Annotated in this window: 21 protein-coding genes; 16 read left to right on the top strand and 5 right to left on the bottom strand. The window is 70.5% G+C overall.

Annotated elements, in window-relative coordinates:
- The first annotated feature begins 7 nt into the window (after positions 1 to 7).
- Entirely contained in the window at positions 8 to 1120 is a 1113-nt protein-coding gene (locus tag AB0I04_RS30145; protein WP_360891735.1) for a hypothetical protein, read from the top strand.
- A 57-nt stretch (positions 1121 to 1177) separates the two neighbouring features.
- On the opposite strand, the gene AB0I04_RS30140 is transcribed toward AB0I04_RS30145, so the two are convergent.
- Complete coding sequence (locus AB0I04_RS30140) at positions 1178 to 1648, bottom strand: MarR family transcriptional regulator (RefSeq protein WP_360891732.1); 471 nt, start codon at positions 1646 to 1648, stop codon at positions 1178 to 1180.
- Between the two features lie 157 nt (positions 1649 to 1805).
- On the opposite strand from AB0I04_RS30140, the gene AB0I04_RS30135 reads away from it, so the two are divergent.
- Positions 1806 to 2702 (top strand): N-acyl homoserine lactonase family protein, encoded by an 897-nt coding sequence (locus AB0I04_RS30135; protein ID WP_360891729.1) that lies wholly within the window; start codon positions 1806 to 1808, stop codon positions 2700 to 2702.
- 18 nt (positions 2703 to 2720) lie between these two features.
- Here AB0I04_RS30135 and AB0I04_RS30130 read toward each other — a convergent pair whose 3' ends face one another.
- On the bottom strand, positions 2721 to 3674 hold the full coding sequence (locus tag AB0I04_RS30130) for a YafY family protein (protein WP_360891726.1): 954 nt from the start codon (positions 3672 to 3674) through the stop codon (positions 2721 to 2723).
- 89 nt (positions 3675 to 3763) lie between these two features.
- On the opposite strand from AB0I04_RS30130, the gene AB0I04_RS30125 reads away from it, so the two are divergent.
- Together AB0I04_RS30125 and AB0I04_RS30120 are read left to right on the top strand one after the other, a co-directional pair.
- Entirely contained in the window at positions 3764 to 5452 is a 1689-nt protein-coding gene (locus tag AB0I04_RS30125; protein WP_360891723.1) for an MFS transporter, read from the top strand.
- Positions 5453 to 5827: 375 nt separating this feature from the next.
- Positions 5828 to 6967 carry a transposase gene (locus AB0I04_RS30120; protein WP_360892062.1) on the top strand — a complete coding sequence of 380 codons (1140 nt, stop codon included), beginning with the start codon at positions 5828 to 5830 and terminating at the stop codon, positions 6965 to 6967.
- Positions 6968 to 7027: 60 nt separating this feature from the next.
- Here AB0I04_RS30120 and AB0I04_RS30115 read toward each other — a convergent pair whose 3' ends face one another.
- Entirely contained in the window at positions 7028 to 7738 is a 711-nt protein-coding gene (locus tag AB0I04_RS30115; RefSeq protein WP_360891720.1) for a hypothetical protein, read from the bottom strand.
- Between the two features lie 284 nt (positions 7739 to 8022).
- Between AB0I04_RS30115 and AB0I04_RS30110 the strand changes: the two genes are divergently transcribed.
- Complete coding sequence (locus AB0I04_RS30110) at positions 8023 to 8526, top strand: phage holin family protein (protein WP_360891717.1); 504 nt, start codon at positions 8023 to 8025, stop codon at positions 8524 to 8526.
- A 102-nt stretch (positions 8527 to 8628) separates the two neighbouring features.
- Here AB0I04_RS30110 and AB0I04_RS30105 read toward each other — a convergent pair whose 3' ends face one another.
- A complete protein-coding gene (locus tag AB0I04_RS30105) occupies positions 8629 to 9018 on the bottom strand; it encodes an STAS domain-containing protein (RefSeq protein ID WP_360891714.1) in 390 nt (129 codons plus the stop codon).
- Positions 9019 to 9475: 457 nt separating this feature from the next.
- Between AB0I04_RS30105 and AB0I04_RS30100 the strand changes: the two genes are divergently transcribed.
- From AB0I04_RS30100 to AB0I04_RS30075, 6 genes are all read left to right on the top strand, one after another.
- Positions 9476 to 10948: an alpha/beta hydrolase gene (locus AB0I04_RS30100; protein ID WP_360891711.1), complete on the top strand. Its 1473-nt coding sequence runs from the start codon at positions 9476 to 9478 to the stop codon at positions 10946 to 10948.
- A 229-nt stretch (positions 10949 to 11177) separates the two neighbouring features.
- Positions 11178 to 12095 (top strand): hypothetical protein, encoded by a 918-nt coding sequence (locus AB0I04_RS30095; RefSeq protein WP_360891708.1) that lies wholly within the window; start codon positions 11178 to 11180, stop codon positions 12093 to 12095.
- Between the two features lie 89 nt (positions 12096 to 12184).
- Entirely contained in the window at positions 12185 to 13159 is a 975-nt protein-coding gene (locus tag AB0I04_RS30090; RefSeq protein ID WP_360891705.1) for an ATP-binding protein, read from the top strand.
- 64 nt (positions 13160 to 13223) lie between these two features.
- Positions 13224 to 13454 (top strand): ribbon-helix-helix domain-containing protein, encoded by a 231-nt coding sequence (locus AB0I04_RS30085; RefSeq protein ID WP_360891702.1) that lies wholly within the window; start codon positions 13224 to 13226, stop codon positions 13452 to 13454.
- Positions 13429 to 13788: a type II toxin-antitoxin system PemK/MazF family toxin gene (locus AB0I04_RS30080; RefSeq protein WP_360891699.1), complete on the top strand. Its 360-nt coding sequence runs from the start codon at positions 13429 to 13431 to the stop codon at positions 13786 to 13788. The genes AB0I04_RS30085 and AB0I04_RS30080 overlap by 26 nt, the downstream gene beginning before the upstream one ends.
- 132 nt (positions 13789 to 13920) lie before the next feature.
- Positions 13921 to 15018, top strand: coding sequence for a PP2C family protein-serine/threonine phosphatase (locus tag AB0I04_RS30075; RefSeq protein WP_360891697.1), 1098 nt, complete (start codon positions 13921 to 13923; stop codon positions 15016 to 15018).
- Positions 15019 to 15042: 24 nt separating this feature from the next.
- Here the strand turns inward: AB0I04_RS30075 and hypF are convergent, their stop codons facing one another.
- Positions 15043 to 17484, bottom strand: a complete 2442-nt coding sequence (gene hypF, locus AB0I04_RS30070) for a carbamoyltransferase HypF (protein ID WP_360891694.1) — start codon at positions 17482 to 17484, stop codon at positions 15043 to 15045.
- Between the two features lie 169 nt (positions 17485 to 17653).
- Between hypF and AB0I04_RS30065 the strand changes: the two genes are divergently transcribed.
- From AB0I04_RS30065 to fabG, 5 genes are all read left to right on the top strand, one after another.
- Complete coding sequence (locus AB0I04_RS30065) at positions 17654 to 18271, top strand: SIS domain-containing protein (RefSeq protein ID WP_360891691.1); 618 nt, start codon at positions 17654 to 17656, stop codon at positions 18269 to 18271.
- Positions 18268 to 18504 carry a HypC/HybG/HupF family hydrogenase formation chaperone gene (locus tag AB0I04_RS30060; RefSeq protein ID WP_360891684.1) on the top strand — a complete coding sequence of 79 codons (237 nt, stop codon included), beginning with the start codon at positions 18268 to 18270 and terminating at the stop codon, positions 18502 to 18504. Before AB0I04_RS30065 ends, AB0I04_RS30060 begins: the two co-directional genes overlap by 4 nt.
- On the top strand, positions 18501 to 19166 hold the full coding sequence (locus AB0I04_RS30055) for an SIS domain-containing protein (protein ID WP_360891681.1): 666 nt from the start codon (positions 18501 to 18503) through the stop codon (positions 19164 to 19166). The genes AB0I04_RS30060 and AB0I04_RS30055 overlap by 4 nt, the downstream gene beginning before the upstream one ends.
- 101 nt (positions 19167 to 19267) lie before the next feature.
- Positions 19268 to 20473, top strand: a complete 1206-nt coding sequence (locus tag AB0I04_RS30050) for an acetyl-CoA C-acetyltransferase (RefSeq protein WP_360891678.1) — start codon at positions 19268 to 19270, stop codon at positions 20471 to 20473.
- 57 nt (positions 20474 to 20530) lie between these two features.
- Positions 20531 to 21259 (top strand): 3-oxoacyl-ACP reductase FabG, encoded by a 729-nt coding sequence (gene fabG, locus AB0I04_RS30045; protein ID WP_360891675.1) that lies wholly within the window; start codon positions 20531 to 20533, stop codon positions 21257 to 21259.
- Positions 21260 to 21685: the final 426 nt, after the last annotated feature.

Below are 21685 nucleotides of genomic sequence, written 5' to 3'. Positions count from 1 at the left end.
ACCGACCGTGAACGACCTCGATCTGATGCGCACGATGCGCAGCGACGCCCCGATCCCGTCGCAACAGCGTCTCGACGCCGGCGAGAAGCGGCTCATCGCGGCCATCGACGAGCCCGGGGCGCGGCGCTCCGTACAGACCCGCCGGCGTTTCGGAGGTCTCCGGGTCATGCTGCTCGCCGGTGGGGTGGCGGCCGCCGCCGGCGTCGCGATCGTGGCCACCCAGGCGGGCGTCTCCCCCGTCACCGTGCACGGCACTCCCGCCGCGGAGGCGGCCAAGTACAGCGACCCGCTCGTGGCACGCGCGACCTTCGGCTGGCTGCCCCGCGGCATGCACGCCAACGGCTACGTCGCCGACCACCAGCACGAGAAGTTCTTCCAGGTCACCGCGCAGGAAGGAGCGAAGAGCGGCGCCTCAGTGACCCTCACCGCGTACGAGCGCGGTAAGGAGCCGTTCCTGGGCTACCTCCCCGGCGGCGTCCCGGCCAAGCGGATCCCCGCCGCGTCCATCAACGGCCACTCCGCCTACTGGATCTACAAACCGAACCCGTCCGGGCAGTCGTCGTTCGAGCTGCGCTGGCAGTACGCGCCGAACAGCTGGGCCGACCTCCAGGGCGACGAGCTGCGCGGAAGCAGCGCCGAGCTGACGAGGACGGCGTACAGGATCGCCACGTCGGCGAAGTTCGGCGACAACCGGCCGATCGAGATGCCCCTGCACATCGGCGGGGTGCCCGGCGGGTTGAGCCCGGATCGTACGGTGCTCAACAACGGCGCGTACGGGGAGCTCAGCGCCATCGTGGGCTACAACGCCGGGGGTCCGTCCTCCGACCTGCAAATCAGCATCGTCAAGTCGAACGGCACCATCGGGACCGCCGTCCCCAACGGCCCCGGAAAGCCCATGAAGGGTCTTCCGCGTCCCAACACGAAGCTGAAGGGGCACCCGGCGTACCGAACGCCGAGCCTCCTGTACGTCTACGGGGACAACGGCTTCGACGTGGAGATCAGCGCGTCCGGTGCGGTGCTCGCGAAGCTCAACAAGACCGGCGGAGTCGTCGGCCTCTACCAGCGGATGACCGTTCTCGGCACTGATCCGGCGAACTGGACCCCGAACCCGATCAACTGATCTCCGATGCCGGTACCGCGCACAAGGGACGGTACCGGCATCGCCGTGCTCGCCGAGTCAGCCGGCGGGCGAGGTGTCGCCCCTGCGGCGAGCGAGGGCCTCGCCGGACGGAAAGGCGTCCGCCACGCTGCGCAGCAAGGCCAGCGGCTCTTCGAGCGACCGGCCTGCGATGAGTTCTTCCAGGGTGGCGTACAGCCGGTCCTCGATGGCCACGATCTCCCGCTCGAGTCGGCGTCCTTCCGCCGTCAGCGTCAGGGTGACGAACCGGCGGTCATCCGGATCGGTGGTCCGCTCGACGAGCCCCTGGGCCACGAGCCGGTCGACCAGGCGGCTGGGACTCGCGGTGGTCTCGCACACCAGGAGCCGCCCGAGGGCCGACAGGGTGAGCGGCTGGTGGTCGTGCAGGACCCGCAGCACCTCGGCCTGGGACGGGGTGAGCCCGAGAGGCCGCAGGGCGGCGCCGAGGAGGCGGTTCCCCTCCCGCTGAACGGCGAGGATGAGGTAGCGGAACTCCTCGATCGGCTTCATGTCGTGCACACCCCTCGCTGTTCGGTACGCCGACCCCCGGCTCCGTGAAGTCAGGTTACACGACACGTATGACACGACAACTGATTCGTGGAGAAGACTTGACGAGACTAGATGTCGTGTCATCTAATGTCGTGTAATCGAACTCAAGGAGATCACCATGAACGACCCCATCAGCGCCGTATCGGTCATCAGCACCGGCACCGTCGCCATCCGCCCCGAGCACGTCGGGCCGACGCGGAAGAACACCTACGTCTGGCTGTTCTCCTCGCGCCGGTGGACCGCCCCCCGGCCGATCAACGTCTACGTCGTGGAGCACCGCGAAGGCCTCGTCCTGTTCGACACCGGCCAGGACCGCGCCTCCGTCACTGACCCGCGCTACTTCCCCGGCGGCCTCAACGGGTTCGTCTACTCCCGGCTCGCCAAGTTCGACATCGACCCCCAGGACACCCTGACGGCCGGGCTGCGCGGGCTCGGCCACCGGATCGAGGACGTCCACACCTCCGTCATCTCCCACCTGCACCAGGACCACATCGGCGGACTGCCCCACCTCGGCCGCTCCGAGATCGCCGTCAGCCGACCGGAGTGGGAGTCACTGCACAAGCCGCTGCCAGAGGCCCGCGGTCTGATGCCCGGCCACATCGACCTACCGGGCCTGAGGTGGAACCTGATCGACATGGAGGGCCTCACCGAGCCCTCGCTCGCGCCGTTCACCCGTGGGCACGACCTGTTCGGCGACGGCAGCCTGGTCCTGCTGCCCACTCCCGGCCACACGCCCGGTTCCCTGTCCATGCTCGTCCGCCGGCCCGGGCACGCGCCGCTTCTCATGGTCGGCGACCTCACGTACGACGACCAGTTGCTCATCGACGGCAAGCTCCCGGGCGTCGGAAACAAGCGCGCAATGCGTACGGCGACGCACATGGTGAACGAGCTCCGCTCGCGGTTCCCGGGGCTGGTCGTCCTCCCCGCCCACGATCCGGGCGCCGGCGACCGTTTGGCCGCGGCGCTCGCCGATGAGGCGCCGGCGCCTTCCGGGAGCCGCTCGGCCACCATCTAGCTAGAGGGTGTCCGCACGTCAGCCGGTGACGCGCAGGAAGCGAGTGCCCCACTCGCGGACGAAGTCGGTGAGCTCCGGCGGGCCGACGATCTCGGCCTCGGCGCCGATCGCGCCGATCAGCATGGTGGGCCACTCCAGGCCGTCGACGGTCATCAGCAGGCGGCATCGGTCGTCGGCGATCTCCTCGACCGTGCCCCAGCGTGAAACGGTGGCGCGGACCTTGCCCGCCGGGGCGTGCACGATGACCTCGACGGCGTAGGTCGTCGGCATGGTCGCGATGCCCGCCCGGACGAAGTCCGCGGCGTCCTCGGCGGGCAGCTCGCGAGGGCGGAACCGCTCGCCCGTACTGCCCGGGTCGGAGAGACGGTCGAGGCGGAAGCTGCGCCAGCCGTGCCGGCCCAGGTCGTACGCCACGAGGTACCAGCGGCGGCCGAGCGAGACGAGGCGGTGCGGCTCGACATGGCGGGCGGACTGCTCGCCGGCCCGGGCCCGGTAGGAGAACCGCAGCCGCTCCTCGTCGCGGCAGGCCTGGGCGACGGCGGTGAGCACGTCCGCGTCGATGGTCGGGCCGGCGCCCCAGGCCGCGGGGACGGTGACCGCGCGCAGCGCGTCGATGCGGCGGCGCAGCCGGGGCGGCATCACCTGGACGACCTTGGTCAGGGCGCGGACCGCCGACTCCTCGATGCCGGCGACGGCGCCCTGCGCGGCCATCCGCAGGCCGATGGCGAGGGCGACGGCCTCCTCGTCGTCGACCACGAGCGGGGGCAGCGCGGCCCCGGGCGCCAGCTGGTAACCGCCGTCCACGCCCCGGTGCGCGACGACCGGATAGCCGAGCTCGCGCAGCCGGTCGACGTCACGGCGGAGCGTACGGGGCGAGACTCCGAGCCGGTCGGACAGCTCGGGGCCGGGCCAGTAGCGGTGGGTCTGCAGGAGGGACAGCAGCCGGAGGGTGCGGGAGCTCGTGTTCGCCATGTCTTTCAGGGTTCCGGTCATTGCGGTCAGGAAGTGGCCGCTATGAACTCTAACGTCTTATCCATCGACCTCGTTCACAGGAGATGGCCTTGACCGAAATCCTCGAATCCCCGCTCGCGGCGGACGAGAAGACCACCGCGCCGTACCGCTGGCGGTGGCTCGCGTTCTCCGCCGTCCTCGCCTCGAGCGTCATGGACCTGCTGGACAGCACCGTGATCAATACGGCGGCCCCGGCGATCCGGGCGAGCCTCGGCGGGTCGTACGCGACGCTGCAGTGGATGGCGGCCGGCTACACGATGGCGCTCGCGGTCATGCTGCTCATCGGCGGGCGGCTCGGCGACATGTTCGGCCGCAAGCGGATGCTGCTGATCGGCGTCGCGGGCTTCACGGTCGCCTCCGTGGCCTGCGCGACCGCGGTCTCTCCAACCATGCTGATCGTCTCGCGGGTGCTGCAGGGCGCGTTCGGGGCGGTGATGCTGCCACAGGGGTTCGGGCTGATCCGCGACCTGTTCCCGGCGGAGGAGATGAAGAAGGCGTGGACCGCGTTCGGCCCGGTGATGGGGCTGTCGGCGGTGCTCGGCCCGATCATCGGCGGAACGCTGATCCATGCCGACCTGTTCGGCACCGGCTGGCGGATGATCTTCCTGGTGAACGTCCCGATCGGCGCCTTCGCGCTGGCCGTCGCGGCGCGGTTCCTGCCCACGACGCCGCCCGCCGTGCGCTCGGCGCGGCTCGACCTGCCCGGCGTCGCCCTGGCCGCCTCCGGCACCTTCATGCTGATCTTCCCGCTGGTGCAGGGCCGTGAGCTCGGCTGGCCGCTGTGGACCAAGATCCTCCTGGTGTGCTCGGTTCCGGTGCTCGCCCTGTTCGCCGCGTACCAGGTCCGCCGCAAGCGGGTGGGCGCGACGCCGCTGATCGAGCCCGGCGTCTTCGCCCGGCGCTCGTACGCCTCCGGGGTCGTCTTCGCGATCGCCTTCACCGGCGCGATGGGCGGCACGCTCCTCACCCTCGGCGTGTTCATGCAGGTCGGCCTCGGATACAGCCCGCTGCGCGCCGGCCTCACGACCGCGCCCTGGGCGTTCGGCGCGATGATCGGCTCCGCGATCAGCGGCACGCTCATGGTCAAGCTCGGCCGGCGGCTCCTGCACTTCGGCCTGGCGGGCATGGGCATCGGGCTGGCCGTCCTCTACGGCGTCTTCCAGTACGTCGGACCCGGCCTCACCAGCGTCGACTTCATCGCCCCGCTGCTGATCGGCGGTGTCGGGATGGGCATGATCTTCGTGCCGATGTTCGACATCATCCTCGGCGAGGTCACCGACCACGAGGTCGGCTCGGCGTCCAGCGCCCTGCAGGCCATCCAGCAACTCGGCATGTCGCTCGGCGTCGCGGTCATCGGCACCCTGTTCTTCGGGCTGCTCGGCGCGCAGGCGCACCACAACTTCGACGCCTCCGCCGCGCCCCGGCTGCGCGCCGCGCTGACCCGGGCGGGCGTGCCCGCCCCGGCCCAGGCCCAGATCGTCGCGGGCGTCCGGTCCTGCGTGCACGACCGCGAGGCCGAGAAGGACCCGGACACCGTGCCGGCCAGCTGCCGGACCACCGGCTCGGCCTCACCGGCGGTCGTGCGGGCGCTGACCACGGCGGGTCTGGACACTCACCGCCGCGACTCCCTCGACGCCGCCGGAATCACGGCGCTGGTTACCATCGGGCTGATCGTCCTGGCGTTCGGACTCGGGTTCCTGCTCCCGCGCAAGGCCCGCGCGGAGGCCGCCCCCGCCTGAGCCGCGACGCCGGCGCCCTCGGCCGCCCGGCCGGGGGTGCCGGCGTTTCAGCATGTTCTTGCGAGGAGCCCCAGGCGGAATCGCATCCTGATCTTTGCTGTGCGGAGCGCCGCGGCATCGCTGTGGAACGCTGCCCTGTTCAGGAGGGGCGCTGTTGGTTCTCGATGTAGTCCTTGATGATCGACAGTGGGGCGACCGCGGTATGAGGCGGCGGAGTAGGAAGGGGACCAGAAGTGATCGGCCCCACAGGTACGTGCGGATGTGGCTGGGGAACTCTTGCTTTCCTGCGAATATCGGGGGTTCAATTTCCCGGCATGGTGACGTAAAGCGATGATAAAGTCGCGGACTGTGAAGGTCGTGACGCAGGTCAAGCTGATGCCGACGCCCGTGCAGGCGGCGGCGCTGAAACACACCCTGCGCACGGTCAACGAAGCCGCATGCTGGGTCTCTGATGTGGCGTTCGAGCGCGGGGTGCCGCGCGAGTACGAACTGCGCAAACACACCTATGCCGAACTCAGGGAACGTGGTCTGGGTGCGCAGGTGGCCCAGCATGTGATCAAGAAGGTCCGGGACGCCTACACCAGCCTGCACGCCAATCTGCGGGCGGGGAACCTGGGCAAGAAGGGTTCCAAGCGCTGGGCCAGGGCGGTCTCTAAGCCGATCACCTTCCGGCCACAGGCCGCGCAGCCGTATGACGATCGGTGCCTCAGCTGGCAGTACGACGCCCAGACGGTGAGTATCTGGACGATCGCGGGCCGATTGAAGGGCGTGCGCTTTGCCTGTTCACCGGCTGGTCTGAAGATCCTGCGGGAGCACCGCCAGGGCGAGAGCGACCTGATCGAACGCGATGGCGTGTTCTACCTGATCGCAACCTGCGAGGTGCCCGCGGCCAAGACCTGTGCACCGGACGCCTTCATCGGGGTGGACCTGGGCATCGTCAACATCGCCACCACCTCCACCGGCCACCAGGCCGCCGGACGCAACCTCAACCGCTACCGCAGGCGGCAGGCCGCGCTGCGGGCCAAGCTGCAGAAGAAGCGCACCAAGTCCGCCAAACGACTCCTGGCCAAGCAGCGCCGGAAGGAATCCCGGCGCGCCAGAGACATCAACCACCGCATCTCCAAGACGATCGTGACCGAGGCTGAACGCACCGGACGCGGCATCTCCCTGGAAGACCTCACAGGGATCCGTGAACGGGTACGGCTCCGCAAGCCCCAACGGGTCGCCCTGCACTCCTGGGCCTTCGCCCAGCTGGCAGACTTCATCGTCTACAAGGCACGCCGGGCCGGTGTGCCTGTCGTGTTCGTCGACCCCGCGTACTCCTCCAAGGAGTGCGCCGAGTGCGGGCACATCGACCGGCTCAACCGGGTGTCCCAAGCCTTGTTCACCTGCCGGGGCTGCGGCGTCGTTGCGCACGCAGACCGGAACGCTTCCCATGTTCTGGCCCGGAGGGGCCAGGATGCGTGGGGTGCGGGGCGGAAGTCACACGTCCCGGCCACCCAGCCCACAAGCTGAATGGCCAAGACGCGGGAGGCAACCCCACAGCCAGTGAGGCCCTACCTGCACGCTCAGTCCTTAGAACCGAGAAGTTGACGCCAGCCAGCCGTCGCCGAAGTCCTCGCAGGCGTTCACGAGAGCCTCCTCCGAACGGGCGCGGATCGTCATCCAGGCCCGCTGATCCTCCCGTACAAGGACGTCCAGGCCCGCGAACCATCGCGAACCGGGCAGCTGCCCCGACGGGTACTCGGGGAGGGGCAGGCGGGCGTACCGCTCGAGCACCTCGAGATCGTCCTCGTCGGCCTCGCGATAGTCGGCGAGCGTCTCGTCGGCGTGCAGGGTCTCCGACAGCACCATCTCGACGCAGGTGAGGGAGAAGGAGTCCAGCCACGGCTCCCAGCCCTCGGCGTCCTCATCGGCCAGGTCGGGCCGGATGAACACCGCGTCGTCGGGGCCGTCGAGCCGGACGCCCCACCGCGCCGCGCCCTGGTTCTCGTCGCGAAACACCAGCAGCCCGTCGTGGACGTACAGCTGCTTCGGCTCGAGCAGTTCGTCCTGGTTGCTGGTCAGGTCCCCGCGCCGGCCGAACAGCGCGTACGCCTCCCGTACCGCGGCGGGCAGGGTGACGCCGAGCCGCGTCTCGACGGCGTTCAGATCCGCGTCCTCCCAGCCGTCGGCGTCCGTGAGCGGTGTCGCCCACGCCGCCGCGAACCCCTGGATGAACCGCCACGCCCCGGCACGGTCCTCGACGCCGGCCAGCTCCGCACGCACATCGAACGCATCGACCATGCCGGGCACCGTACCCGAGCGGTACGGCGCCCGACAGGGCGAACAGATGACGATCCGGTCGCGGATCAGGGAGATCATAACGCGCCGAGGGCAGGGCGACCGATCCCCTGTGCCGCACCGGGATGGTCGTGCCCGACACCGCCGACGACAAGTCCGCGTCCGGGTGGAGTGACAGGTCGAGAGGGGTCGAACCGCGCGCAGCGGGTATGGCATCGAATCAATGGCGAACCCTCGAGGAGGCGCCGAGTCGATCGGCCGCGAACCGAAGGGACGGGTGAGCTGACATGTCGACCTCTGTACACGGCACCGGAATCCAACGGACCGCCGCGTCCGGAGACACCTCGATCGGCCGGCTCGTCAGTGAGGCGACCGCCGACCTGCAGAAGCTGATGCGGCAGGAGGTCGCGCTGGCGAAGGCGGAGGTCCGCCAGGAGGCGACCAAGGCCGGGAAGGCCGCCGGGCTGTTCGGCGGGGCGGGATTCGCGGGCTACATGGTGCTGGTGTTGCTGTCGTTCGCGGCGGCACTCGGCATCGGCCACGTGCTCGACATCGCCTGGGCCTTCCTGATCGTGGGGGGCATCTGGGCGGTCGCGGGAGCGATCATGTACGCCATGGGCCGCCACCGGATGCGGACCTTCTCTCCGACACCGCATCGGACGGTCGAGACCCTCAGGGAGGACGCCCACCTGATGCGGCACCCGACCGCCGCCCGGGCGATCCCCGCCGAGCCGATCCCGGCCGAGCTGCCCGCGCCAGCCCACCCGCGTTGGCCGACCAGCGTCGGATAGCCGTAACGACCGGTGCTGAACGCGAAGAACGCCGTGGCCTTCCAGGGGTTCCTGGAGGACCACGACGTCAGCGCAGGTGCTCTCTGCCCGTAGGAGTGACCTCTACTCGGACAGGTCCCAGCTTTCGATCTCGGCGTCGCTGAGCGGGCGGACGCACCAGATGGCGTCCTGCATCGTCGGGCAGATCAGGGCGACCTTGTCGACGCCGGTGATCCGGAAGGGCCGCTCGACGCACGGCATGAGGCCGAAGTAGGCGATCGGAACGCCCCGGCTTCTGGACAGCTTCTCGGCGGCGACCACGGCGTTGAGCCCGGCCGCGGAGAAGAACGGCACTCCGCTCATGTCCACCAGCAGCGGCCGGTCGGCCGTGGTGACAAGCTCGATCAGACGCCCCCGGAACGTATGCCCGGTGAAGGCATCGACCTCACCGCGCGGCATGGCGAGGGTGTAGTCCTCGCACTCCATCGCGAACATGTCCAGGGCAACGTCCATGGGACCTCCAGTCCGGAACACCGTGGGGCACCCGTGACCATCACAGCATCGCGCGATTACTGATCGTTTCCAAGAGGGTGACGGATACCGTCCACGGCGCGGCGCGCTAATGAGGCACCGTGCCCGCTTTGGGAGTGCGCAAACCCCCCAATGGCGGGGACATCACAATGCCGCGCCCGGAAACTTCCCCCGGAAACCGTATGACTCTCCGAAGTCACCGAACGGTACGCATCGTACAAAAATTCCGGTTCCTACCAAGAATCGCCGCAGTCGTCGGCATCGAGCGCATGGGCCGCATCCGTCCGCCGCAGGTCGCGCGCGGCCTCCTCCGGAGGTCGCAGGGCGGGGCGACGGGATCACCCCGGCGAACGACGCCCCGGAGGCGACTACTTGAAATGCTCTCTGTGGCCGCTTTGCGAGCACGCGTGCCTCCAATCCCCTCCGAACTGGAGTCCCGATGAAGCGTTCGTCCGTCGCGACGGTGGCCATGACCGCGACCGCCGTCCTGACGCCGGGTTCCGCCGCGGTGGCGGCGGTGAGCGGGCCCACCTTGGCCCCGGCGCCCGCCTGGCGCGACTGTCACACCGCGAACACGCCGCCTCAGCTGGAGTGCGCCACGATCACCGTGCCGCTGGACTGGTCCCATCCGGGCGGGCAGCGGATCACCCTGGCGCTGAACCGCCTGCGGGCCACCGACCCGGCGCACCAAATCGGGTCGTTGCTCGTCAACCCCGGCGGCCCGGGCGGATCCGGCACCGCGGTGGTCGCCCAGGGCGGGATGCTGCTCGGGACGCCCCAGCTCAAGCCCCTGCGCGAACGTTTCGACCTGGTCGGCTTCGACCCGCGCGGAGTCGGCGACAGCACTCCCGTACGCTGCTCCACGCCGGTGTACGACCCGGCCGCCCCCACCCTTCCGACGACGGCGGCGGAGTACCGGCGGCTCACGGAGAGCAACCGCCGCCACGGGAACGACTGCCTGCGCACGACGGGCCCGCTGCTCCGGCACGTCGACACGATCAGCGCCGCCCGGGACGTCGACGCGATCCGCGCCGCGCTCGGCGAGTCACGGATCTCCTGGCTCGGCGTCTCGTACGGCACGGAGCTCGGCGCCGCGTACGCCCGGCTGTTCCCCGGCCGGGTACGGACGATGGTGCTGGACGGCGCCATCGACCACACGCGCTCGGTCGCCCGGGACGGCGTGGACGAGTCCACGGCGATCGAACGGGAGTTCCGCCGGTTCGCGAGCTGGTGCCAGGCCACGGCCGACTGCGCACTCCACGGCCGCGACGTCGTGGCCGACTTCGACGCCCTGACCGCGCGGGCCGACAAGGGCGAGGTCACCGATCCCGCCCTCGGCCGCCCCCTCACCGCCGCCGAGGTCACCGCCGGCGCGTACGGGTACCTGATCATCAAGTCGTTCTGGCCGCAGCTCGCCACGGCCCTCGCCGACGCCGAGAAGACGCCCTCGAACGCGACGGCGCTGGGCGCGGGCGTGTCCGGCATCGACCCGAGCTACACCGCGTACCGCGCCATCGGGTGCCACGACTTCCCGCCGCGGGTGCGCGGCTTCGCGGACCTGCGGGCCCGGCTCGCGCGCGTCAAGAAGGCGGCGCCGCACATGTGGCGCTACTCGGAGATGTGGGACATGACCACCGGGTGCACCGGCTGGCCGGTGCCGGCGGCGAACCCGCCACGCCCCGAGCGGATCACCGGCGCCCCGACGATCCTCGTCGTCGGCAACACCTACGACCCGTCCACCGCGTACGTCTGGGCGCAGGCGCTGACCCGGCAGATCGACGGCGGCCGGCTACTGACGTACGACGGGGACGGGCACACCGCCCTGTACAACTCCTCCTGCGCCCGTACGCACGAGGTCGACTACCTGATCACCGGCCAGGCACCTCCGGCCGGCACGGTCTGCCACGCCTGATCCCCGCGGCGGGAGGCCGACCCGGATCCGCGCGGCGGCCGAGCCGGACCCGCGCGGCGGCCGAGCCGGACCCGCGCGGCGGCCGAGCCGGACCCGCGCGGCGGCCGAGCCGGACCCGCGCGGCGGCCGAGCCGAATCCACAGGGTGTGGACGGCCGAGCCTGATCCGCGCGGCGGAGATGGCCGATTCGTCCATGACGAGCGGGCCACGCGGGAAGGACGATCGCGGTATGAGCATCGACCTTTCCGCGGCGGCCTCGTTCATGGCCGGTCACGCGCGTCTCCTGGACCGCCGTCGCTTTCGGCTGATCACGGAGGACGCCGGCGCCGCCCACGTCCTGGCCGCCTTGGACGCGTACCGCAACGCCGACGGAGGTTACGGCTGGGGCCTCGAGCCGGACCTGCGCTCGCCCGAGAGCCAGCCGGGCGCGGCGCTGCACGCCTTCGAGGCGTTCGAGGAGGCCGCAGCCCACGCGCCGGTCACTACGCGGGCCGTCGCGCTGTGCGACTGGCTGGAGTCGGTGACGCTCCCCGACGGCGGCTTGCCCTTCGCCCTTCCCCTCACGTCCCGTGCCGCGACCGCTCCCTGGTGGGCGGGCGCCGATCCGAACACGTCGTCCCTGCAGATCACGGCCGTGACCGCCGCGCTCGCCCACCATGTCGCGGCCCGCGTTCCGGCCGTCGCCGGCCATCCCTGGCTCGATCGAGCGACGGCGTACTGCCTGGCCGCGATCGAGGCGATCGACGAGACGCCGCACGCGTACGTGCTGGCGTTCGCGGTCCGCTTCCTCGACGCCGTGCACGACCTCCGGCCCGAGGCGCCGGGTCTCCTGGCGTCCCTGGGCACGCGGATACCGCCGAGTGGCGAGATGCCCGTCGAAGGCGGCATAGCAGGCGAGACGCTGCGCCCACTGAACTTCACGGAGAGCCTCGACCGGCCGGCTGGAGCGTTGTTCCGGCCCGAGGTGATCGAGGCCGACCTGGATCGGCTGGCCGGTCTGCAGCAGGAGGACGGCGGCTGGATCGTCGACCATGCCAGCAGTTCCCCGGCGGGCGCCCTCGAATGGCGAGGTCACGCCACCGTCCGCGCCATCGGCCTGCTGCGGCGCCACGGGAGATTGCGAAAACGGTTTTCGTTTCCCCTATAGTCGGTCACACCGAAACCCATCGCTCACTGTATTCGGGTCGCTACGTTGTGCGATATCGGAAGTGAACACCGGCCGCACTGGGAGGAAGCATGAAGGTCGCGTTCGTCGGAAAGGGCGGCAGCGGCAAGACGACCTTGTCGTCCCTGTTCATCCGTCATCTGGCGGCCGCCGGTGCGCCGGTCGTGGCGGTGGACGCCGACATCAACCAGCACCTCGGCGTCGCCCTCGGCCTCCCCGAGCAGTCCGCCGCCGCGATCCCGGCCATGGGCGCGCACCTGGCCGCGATCAAGGAGTACCTGCGGGGCGACAACCCCCGGATCTCCTCGGCGGCGGCGATGGTGAAGACCACGCCGCCGGGCCGCGGATCCCGGCTACTGCGCCTGGGCGGCGACGACCCGATCCACTCCCGGCTGACGGTCCCGGCCGCCGGCGCCAGGCTCATGGCGACCGGACCGTTCAGCGACGAGGACCTCGGCGTCTCCTGCTACCACTCCAAGACCGGCGCGGTCGAGCTGTACCTCAACCATCTCCTCGACGGCCCCGGCGAGTACGTCGTCGTCGACTGCACCGCGGGCGCGGAGTCGTTCGCCTCCGGCATGTTCACCCGCTTCGACCTGACCTTCCTGGTCGCCGAGCCCACGCGGAAGGGCGTCGCCGTCTACCGGCAGTGGACCGAGTACGCCGCCGACTACGACGTCGCCCTGAAGGTCATCGGCAACAAGGTCCACGGCCCCGAGGACGTCGCGTTCCTGCGCGAGCACGTCGGCGACGCGCTGCTGTGCTGCGTCGGGCAGTCCGGCGCCGTCCGCGCCATGGAGCAGGGCCGCTCGTTCGGCCTCGATGACCTGGCCGAGCGTGACCGCGCCGCGCTCGCCACGCTCCGGGCCACCGTCGACGCCCGCCCCAAGGACTGGGACAAGTTCACCCGCCAAGCGGTCGAGTTCCACCTCAAGAACGCCCGCGCCTGGGCCAACGCCGCGACCGGCCAGGACCTCGCCGCCCAGATCGACCCCGCCTTCACCCTCGCCTCCGATACGGCCCTCGTTCCCATGGGTTCTCACTAGAAGTACGTACGATATTCCCACCAGCTCTTGGAAGGTAAGTATGAGAGCAGGTATCCTAAACAGCATGAAGGTAGGTGTGAGCATCCCTGACGAGGATGTTGCGTTCATCGATGAGTACGCCGCGCTTACCGGAGCGAAGTCCAGATCGGCCGTGCTCCATGAGGCCATCGGACTGCTCAGGTCGGCGGCTCTCGAGGACGCATACGCAGCGGCCTGGGCGGACCCGGACTACAGCAGCGAGGCCGAGCTCTGGGACACGACTTCAGCGGATGGCATCGCCGATGCGGCGAGGTGACGTCTACCTCGTCGATCTTGAGCCGGCACAAGGATCCGAAGCAAACAAACTACGACCCGCGGTGATCGTCAGCAATGACGCCGCCAACCGCACCGCAGAACGCACCGGCCGCGGAGTGATCACGGTCGTACCGATTACATCCAACATCGGCCGGGTTTATCCCTTCCAGGTCCTGCTCGACGCATCGGACTGTGGGCTCAAGACCGACTCGAAAGCCCAGGCCGAGCAGGTTCGGTCCGTCGCGCCCGGGCGACTGCGGCGACACCTGGGCACTGTGCCCAGGACGACGCTGCGGTTGCTCGACACGGCGCTCCGCCAACACCTGGATCTTTGACCTCCACGAGCGATGCTGTACCGACCACTGGCGAATTGGCCTGATTCCCCACTCGTGGGGTAGGCAGGAAAGGTGCGCCTCGGGCAGCACTTGCGCGATCTTCGCCCGTCATGGCAGCCGGCTCATGCACTGGTGGCAATACCACTCGCGTTCATCCTGCTGATCAGCGTCGTGGACGTGAACCTCCCCACGACCATCCACCTGGGGCCGCTCCTCGTCGTGGCGCCCGCACTCACGGCGTCCTTCGGAGGGCCGGTGATGACCGGGTTCGTCGGCGCCGTGGCGGTGGTGGCGCAGGTGATGATCGCCTTCCTGCACGGCGGCATCGAGACGCTCAACCACCAGGTACAGATCTTCGCGCTGCTGGCGGTCTCGTCCGTTATCTTCGTGTACTCCTACCTACGCGATCGGCGCGTGCGGCAGCTCGCCCAGGTCCGGTCGGTGTCCGAGGCCGCGCAGCGAGTCATTCTCCGCCCGCTGCCCCGCAGGATCGGCCCCCTGCGGATCTCGTCGATGTACATCGCCGCCACCGCCGAGGCTCACGTCGGCGGTGACCTGTACGCCGCCGCGCGCACGGTGGGAGGCACCCGCCTGCTCATCGGCGACGTACGCGGCAAGGGCCTGGGCTCGCTCAGCGACGCGGCGCTCCTCCTGTGTGCGTTCCGTGAGGCGTCGCACCGCCACTCGGCACTGCCGAAGCTCGCGACGCACCTGGAAGGCAGCGTCTGCCGGAACCTCACCGAGCTCGCCGAGACGAACGCGATCGCCTCGGAGTGCTTCGTCACTGCGGCCATCACCGACATACCTGACCGCGAGCCGGTGGTGCACGTGATCGACTGCGGTCATCCGCCGCCGCTGCTGCTGCACGGAGAGCAGGTGCTGCCGCTGGAGCCGCGCCAGAAGTGTCCACCGCTGGGGCTGGGCGAACTCACCGAAGAGGACCATCGGCCGGAGACGTTCCCGTTCGAGCCCGGCGACATCATGCTGCTCTATACCGACGGGATCATCGAGGCCCGCGACGGCGCGGGCCGTTTCTATCCTCTCGCCGAGCGCCTTCCCGCCTGGGCGGACGAGGACGCGGACACCCTGATCCGGCTGCTCCACGATGATCTGCTCCGCCACGTCGGCGGCCGACTCGACGACGACGCCGCGGCGATCGCGATCCAGCGCCTGCCCACCGGGCCCGCGGGCCCACCGCGCCGACGCGCTCCGGGTGGACGCTCGCCGTGACGACTGCCGCCGTCGTCGTCCGTCTCAGCGGCGTCGGTCCTGCCGGGTGGCGGCCACGGCGATCTGGCCGAGGCTGATGCCGCCGTCGTTCGGCGGCACCCGATGGTGGGTGAGCACCCGCAGGCCGTGGCGTTCAAGGCCGTCGGTGACCCGGCCCAGCAGGAGCCGGTTCTGGAAGACGCCGCCGGACAGCGCGACCGTGCCGATCCCTGTCGCGGCGGACAACCGCCGGCACGCGGCGACGGTGACGTCGGCGAGCCCGTGATGGAAGCGCGCGGCGACGGTCGCGGGCGGGACGCCGCCGCGCAGGTCGGCCACGACCGCACGGACCAGGTCACCGACCCGGATGACCAGGAGGTCTCCGTCGTCGATCGCGGCCGGGTAGGCGGCCGTCTCAGCGGGGTCGGCGCGCTGCTCGAGTTCGATCGCCGCCTGTCCTTCGTAGTCGACGGCGTCGCGGACGCCGAGGATCGCGGCGACGGCGTCGAACAGGCGGCCGGCGCTCGACGTGAGCGGCGAGTTCACACCGGACCTCGCCACGGCCAGCACGTCGTCCCAGCCGCTGCGATGCCGCGCCTGGACGCCCAGTTCCGGCGGCGGAGCCCCGTCGTACGCCGCGTCCAGGTGGGCAGCGGCCATCCGCCACGGCTGCCGGATCGCGGTCGTCCCTCCGGGCAACGGCACCGGGGCCAGGACGCCGGCCCGGGAGAACCCCGCCAGGTCGGCGACGAGGAGCTCACCACCCCAGATCGTGCCGTCGGCGCCATAGCCGGTGCCGTCGTAGGCGACGCCGATCACCGGGCCGTCCTCGCGGTTGTCGGCCAGGCAGGAGGCGATGTGCGCGTGGTGGTGCTGCACGCCCACGAGCTCCACGTCCTCCAGCGCCAGGGCGTACTTCGTCGACAGGTACTCCGGGTGAAGGTCGTGGGCCACGACGCGCGGCGTGATGTCGAACAGCCGCCGGAAGTGCGCGATCCCCTCGGTGAAGGAGCGCAGCGTCTCGTGGTTCTCCAGGTCCCCGATGTGGTGGGAGACGAAGGCGCGGTCGCCCTCGGCGAGACAGAAGGTGTTCTTCAGCTCGGCCCCGCAGCCCAGCACCGGGGACGGCACCGGCCGGGCGAGCCAGACCGGCTGCGGCGCGTACCCGCGCGACCGGCGCAGCGGGAGCTCCCGGTCTCCGACGACGCGGACGACGGAGTCGTCGGTGCGGATGTGGATCGGCCGGTCGTGCGTGAGGAACCGGTCGGCGATGCCGGCGAGCCGCTCGTACGCGTCGGCGTCGCGGTAGGCGATCGGCTCGTCCGAGACATTGCCGCTGGTCAACACGTACGGACGGTCGAGCTCCCGCGCCAGTAGGTGGTGCAGCGGCGTGTACGGCAGCATGATCCCGAGTTCGCGGTTGCCCGGCGCGACCGCCTCCGCCACCGGCGCGCCGGGCCGTCGGGGAAGCAGCACGATCGGGCGGCGCGGGCCGGTGAGCAGGCGTTCGGCGACCGGGTCGAGCAGGCAGAGCCGGCGGGCGGCGTCGAGATCGGGAACCATGACGGCGAACGGCTTGGCCTCACGGTGCTTGCGCGAGCGCAGCCGCCGGGCCGCCTCCTCGTCGCCGGCGTCCACCGCCAGGTGGTAGCCGCCGAGCCCCTTCACGGCCAGGACACCGCCCGCCCGCAGCACCTCCACCGCCGCCGCGATCGGATCAAGGGAGGCCGACGCACCTTCCCGACGCCGGACCGCCGCCGTCACGTTCGGGTCACCCCCCGCGCCCCCTCCACCGGAGGCCGACGCGCCTTCCCAACGCCGCGCCTCGGCCGCCGCGCTCGTCACCCCAGACGCCGCCGCGCCGCCGGCATGCGGCACCTCGACGGCCGGGTCGCCGTCGTCCGCACCGGACAGGCGCAGCGTCGGGCCACAGGCCGGGCAGCAGGTCGGCTGCGCGTGGAACCGCCGGTTCCCCGGGTCGTGGTACTCCGCCGCGCAGTCCTCGCACAGGGCGAACCCGGCCATCGTCGTCACGGGCCGGTCGTACGGCACGTCGCGGATGATGGTGAACCGCGGCCCGCAGTTGGTGCAGTTGACAAAGGGGTAGCGGTACCGCCGGTCGGCGGGGTCGAACAGCTCGGCGAGGCAGTCCGCGCAGGTCGCGACGTCCGGCGAGATCAGCGTCCCGCGGGTGTCCTCCCGGCGGCTCGGCGCGATGCGGAATCCTCGCTCGCCGCGGACCGGAAGCCGCGTCGCGGTCATCCGGTGGATCAACGCCAGGGGCGGCGGGTCGTCGCGCAGTCCCTCCTGGAACCGCGTCAAGGCGTCGGATGGCCCCTCGACCTCGACGAAGACGCCGTGGGCGTCGTTGCCCACCCATCCGGCCAGGTCCAGCCGCCGCGCGAGCGAATGGACGTACGGCCGGAAGCCGACCCCTTGCACGATCCCCTCGACGCGGATCAGCAGCCGAGCGGACGTTGATCGCATACGTCGAATGTTGCCCGCGGCGTGGCGGCCCCGAGACCTGCCCGCGACCGCCGTGGCCGAGAACTTACCGATCGCGCCGAGGCTTTACCGCTGGTTGTGCAGGACAGGGTGTTCCCCCAGAGCGACATGGACATAGCGTGACGGTACGGATCCGGAATGGAGTGTGTACATGACGGTGACACCACCCATGGAACGGGTCAGTCAGGCGTTCGCGCGGCGTGAGACGGCCGGCCGGATGCTCGCCGAGGACTCCGGGCGGGTCGCCCGCGCGTGCCAGGACATGGCGGTCCGCTTTCACCGCGGCGGAAAGCTGATCGCCTTCGGCAACGGCGTGGCCGGCACGGACGCGGCGCACGTCTCCGTCGAGTTCATGCATCCGATGATCGTGGGGAAGCGGGCGTTGCCCGCCATCGCGGTGAGCAATGACGCGGCGGCCATCACGGGGGTGGCGTGCCGCGAGGGGTTCTGCGAGGTATTCGCCCACCAGGTGCGCCAGTGGGCGGCTCCGTACGACATCGCCCTGGGGATCTCCACGGGCGGTCAGTGCGTCGACGTGCTCCGCGGCCTGGAGGCAGCCCATGACCTGGGGTTGCTCACCGTCGCACTGACCGGCGGGGACGGCGGCATGCTGGGCCAGAGCCCGGCGATCGACCACCTGCTGATCGCGCAGAGCGACGATCCGGCGATCGTCAAGGAGATCCACGTGACGGCGTACCACCTCCTGTGGGAGCTGGTCCACGTGTTCTTCGAACAGCCCGGTCTGCTCGGCCCGGAGGTGATCGGGTGACCGAGCGCGGTCCGTGTTCGAAGGAGGTCTGCGTCACCTGTTCCGACGAGGCCGTCCCCGTGACGGTGGTGCGCCTGCTCGACGGCGACCTCGCGGTCGCCGACACCGGTGGCGGCAGGTATGAGGAGGTCAGCGTCGCGCTGGTCGACGCGGCCGTCGGCGACACGATCCTGGTCCACGCGAAAGAGGCCATCGTGGTGGTGGCGCGGGGTGATCGGGGGGAGCGGCAATGACCGGGACGGAGCCACCGGAAGGGATGCGGGAGCTGTACCCGTTCCTGTATTCGCGGGAGTCCGAGATCGAGACGGTGCTGGCAGAGGTCAGCCGGTCCACCGCGGAGAAGGCCGAGGAGATCGTACGGCTCCGGCGCGAGGTCGCGGAGCGGTCGGGGTTTCTGCTCGCGGAGTGCGCCGAGGCGATGGCCAAGAGGTTCGCCATGGGCGGGCGGCTGTTCACGTTCGGCAACGGCGCCAGCAGCACCGACGCGGAAGAGATCGCCGCCACGTTCTCCAACCCGTCGCGCGGGCGGTCCCTGCCCGCGCTCTGCCTGACCACCGACGTCGCGCTGCTGACCGCGTTGTCCGACGACGTGAGCTTCGAGGTGGTGTTCGCGCGGCAGCTCGCCGCGCTGGGCGGCACCGGCGACATCGCGTTCGGCCTGTCGACGAGCGGTGAATCGGCCAACGTCATCCGGGCGGTGGAGGAGGCGGCCCGGCGCGGGATGCTCACCATCGCGCTCGCCGGCGACCAAGGCGGCAGGCTCGCCGACCTGGCGTCCCTCGACTACCTGTTCGTGATCCCGTCGGCGTCCGTGCACCGCGTCCAGGAGGCGCAGACGACCGTCTACCACGTCCTGTGGGATCTGACGCAGCACGCCCTGGGGAACTCGGTCTGAAGAGGCGACGACCTCGTCGTGGGCGCCTTCCCGTCTGCCGGAAGACCGGGCTAATCCTCTCGTAATCCGAAACGTAGGGTTGTCGCGAGAGGAGTCATGACATGCGCGAGGTTGTGGTGTGCTCTCCGGTTCGTACGCCGGTGGGACGTTTTGGCGGTGCATTGAAGGACGTCAGCGCGCAGGAGCTGGCGGCGACGGTGATCCGTGCGTTGGTCGAGCGCACCGGCGTCGACCCCCACGAGATCGGCGACGTCATCCTGGGCAACTGCAATCCGAACGGTGAGGCGCCGGCCATCGGCCGGGTCGCCGCCCTCGACGCGGGCCTGCCGGTGGAGGTCGCGGGAGTGCAGGTGGACCGACGGTGCGGATCGGGGCTGCAGGCCGTCGTGAACGCGGTGATGCAGGTCGCGACCGGCGTGAGCGACGCGGTCATCGCAGGCGGCGCGGAGAGCATGAGCGGCGTCGAGTACTACGCCGCCGGCCTGCGCTGGGACCGGCCCGGAGCCGAGATCAAGCTGATGGACCGGCTGGCCCGTGCCCGCGTCACGGCGGGCGGCGAGCACCACCCGGTGCCGGGCGGCATGCTGGAGACCGCCGAGAACGTCCGTGAACGCTATGAGATCAGCCGTACGGAGCAGGACGAGCTGGCGCTGCGCTCCCACGAACGGGCGGTGCGGGCACAGGACAAGGGGCTGTTCGCCGACGAGATCGTGCCGGTGGAGGTCCGCGACCGCAAGGGCGTGCGGGTCGTCGACCGTGACGAACATCCGCGGGCGGACACGACCCTGGAGCGGCTGGCCGGCCTCAAGCCGGTCATGCGCGTGGACGGCGCCACGGTCACCGCGGGCAACTCCAGCGGCCAGAACGACGGCGCGGCCGTCTGCCTGGTCACGACGCGGAAGCGGGCCGACGCGCTCGGCCTGACCCCTCAGGCCAGGCTGGTGTCCTGGGCCGTGGCCGGAGTCCCGCCGCACCTGATGGGGCTGGGCCCGGTGCCCGCCACCGAGAAGGCGCTCGTCCGCGCCCGGCTGAGCCTCGACGACATGGACCTCATCGAGCTGAACGAGGCGTTCGCCGCGCAGGTCATCGGTGTCCTGCGCGAGTGGGGGCTCGACGAGGCCGGCCTGGCCAAGCTGAACGTCAACGGCTCCGGCATCTCGCTGGGGCACCCGGTCGGCGCGACCGGCGCGCGCATCCTCACCACCCTGCTGCACGAGCTGCGCCGCCGCGACGCCCGGTACGGACTGGAGACGATGTGCATCGGCGGCGGCCAGGGGCTCGCCGCGGTCTTCGAGCGGATCGCCTGACGCCCGTACGGGCATGCGAGCATGACGGCGGAGGTCGGATCGAACCCAGGAGGAGCCGTGGGACTGCTGGAGGGACGGAGCGCCGTGATCACCGGGGCGGCGCAGGGGATCGGGCTGGCCATGGCGCAGGTGTTCGCCGAGAACGGCGCGCGGGTGGTGATCGGAGACCGCGACCTCGACGCCGCCCGTGCGGCGGCCAAGGAGGTGGGCGGTATCGCCGTGGAGTGTGACGTCACCTCGGCCGAGCAGGTGTCGGCGCTGGTCGATCGGTGCGTGGCGGAGTACGGCGGGCTCGACGTCATGGTGAACAACGCCGGGATCACCCGGGACGCCACCATGCGGAAGATGTCGGAGGCGGACTTCGACGCCGTGATCGACGTCCACCTGAAGGGCACCTGGCACGGCGTCCGCGCCGCCTCGCTGGTCATGCGGGAACGCGGCCGAGGTTCGATCGTGAACGTCTCGTCCATCTCCGGGAAGGTCGGGATGGCCGGCCAGACGAACTACAGCGCCGCGAAGGCGGGCATCGTCGGCATGACCAAGGCCGCCGCCAAGGAGCTCGCCCACCTGGGCGTGCGGGTCAACGCCGTGCAGCCGGGGCTGATCAGGACGGCGATGACGGAGGCGATGCGGCCGGACGTGTGGGAAGGGAAAATGCGGGAGATCCCGATGGGACGGGCGGGAGAGCCGGTCGAGGTCGCGAACGTCGCGCTCTTCCTCGCCTCGGACCTGTCGAGCTACATGACCGGCGCCGTCTTGGAGATCGCCGGTGGGCGTTTCATGTGATCGCTGCCGACGGCAAGCGATAGTCACCCTTGGCGATCCTTTAGTATCGTTCTGTCATCAGCATGCCCCGTGCCCAGGCGACGCGGGGCACCCTCCTCGGTCCTATAGCCGTGCAAGCTGGACCGACAGCGTCCGGAGGGACGTGCCACGCGGGTCGGCAGTTTTGTCTGCCGACACCAGGGCACGAAGACGATTGGCGCATACCCGGCATCCAGTCGGGACGATTCCCGAGGATTACTCGGGATCGCTTAGCCAATCAGAGACGCTTCCATGGATGTCACGAACTCCGATCAGCTCTCCCGACGGGATGCGCCGCGCCTGCCGGGTGAGCTGACGAGTTTCGTGGGGCGTCGGCATGAGGTGGCCGAGGTCAAGCGGTTGTTGTCGGCGTCGCGGTTGGTGACGTTGACGGGTGTGGGCGGTGTG

The sequence above is a fragment of the Actinoallomurus sp. NPDC050550 genome, assembly GCF_040655075.1.
GTDB lineage: Bacteria > Actinomycetota > Actinomycetes > Streptosporangiales > Streptosporangiaceae > Actinoallomurus.
The sequence above is the reverse complement of the archived record's forward strand: the minus strand, read 5'-3'. Positions and strand labels throughout refer to the sequence as shown.

Coding starts and splice junctions, on each gene's coding strand:
- hypF (WP_360891694.1), bottom strand. CDS start 17,484: ATGCGATCAACGTCCGCTCGGCTGCTGATCCGCGTCGAGGGGATCGTG.
- AB0I04_RS30130 (WP_360891726.1), bottom strand. CDS start 3,674: ATGGCGAACACGAGCTCCCGCACCCTCCGGCTGCTGTCCCTCCTGCAG.
- AB0I04_RS30065 (WP_360891691.1), top strand. CDS start 17,654: ATGACGGTGACACCACCCATGGAACGGGTCAGTCAGGCGTTCGCGCGG.
- AB0I04_RS30120 (WP_360892062.1), top strand. CDS start 5,828: ATGCCGACGCCCGTGCAGGCGGCGGCGCTGAAACACACCCTGCGCACG.
- AB0I04_RS30080 (WP_360891699.1), top strand. CDS start 13,429: ATGGCATCGCCGATGCGGCGAGGTGACGTCTACCTCGTCGATCTTGAG.
- AB0I04_RS30140 (WP_360891732.1), bottom strand. CDS start 1,648: ATGAAGCCGATCGAGGAGTTCCGCTACCTCATCCTCGCCGTTCAGCGG.
- AB0I04_RS30100 (WP_360891711.1), top strand. CDS start 9,476: ATGAAGCGTTCGTCCGTCGCGACGGTGGCCATGACCGCGACCGCCGTC.
- AB0I04_RS30090 (WP_360891705.1), top strand. CDS start 12,185: ATGAAGGTCGCGTTCGTCGGAAAGGGCGGCAGCGGCAAGACGACCTTG.
- AB0I04_RS30050 (WP_360891678.1), top strand. CDS start 19,268: ATGCGCGAGGTTGTGGTGTGCTCTCCGGTTCGTACGCCGGTGGGACGT.
- AB0I04_RS30085 (WP_360891702.1), top strand. CDS start 13,224: ATGAAGGTAGGTGTGAGCATCCCTGACGAGGATGTTGCGTTCATCGAT.
- AB0I04_RS30115 (WP_360891720.1), bottom strand. CDS start 7,738: ATGGTCGATGCGTTCGATGTGCGTGCGGAGCTGGCCGGCGTCGAGGAC.
- AB0I04_RS30105 (WP_360891714.1), bottom strand. CDS start 9,018: ATGGACGTTGCCCTGGACATGTTCGCGATGGAGTGCGAGGACTACACC.
- AB0I04_RS30110 (WP_360891717.1), top strand. CDS start 8,023: ATGTCGACCTCTGTACACGGCACCGGAATCCAACGGACCGCCGCGTCC.
- AB0I04_RS30055 (WP_360891681.1), top strand. CDS start 18,501: ATGACCGGGACGGAGCCACCGGAAGGGATGCGGGAGCTGTACCCGTTC.
- AB0I04_RS30135 (WP_360891729.1), top strand. CDS start 1,806: ATGAACGACCCCATCAGCGCCGTATCGGTCATCAGCACCGGCACCGTC.
- AB0I04_RS30095 (WP_360891708.1), top strand. CDS start 11,178: ATGAGCATCGACCTTTCCGCGGCGGCCTCGTTCATGGCCGGTCACGCG.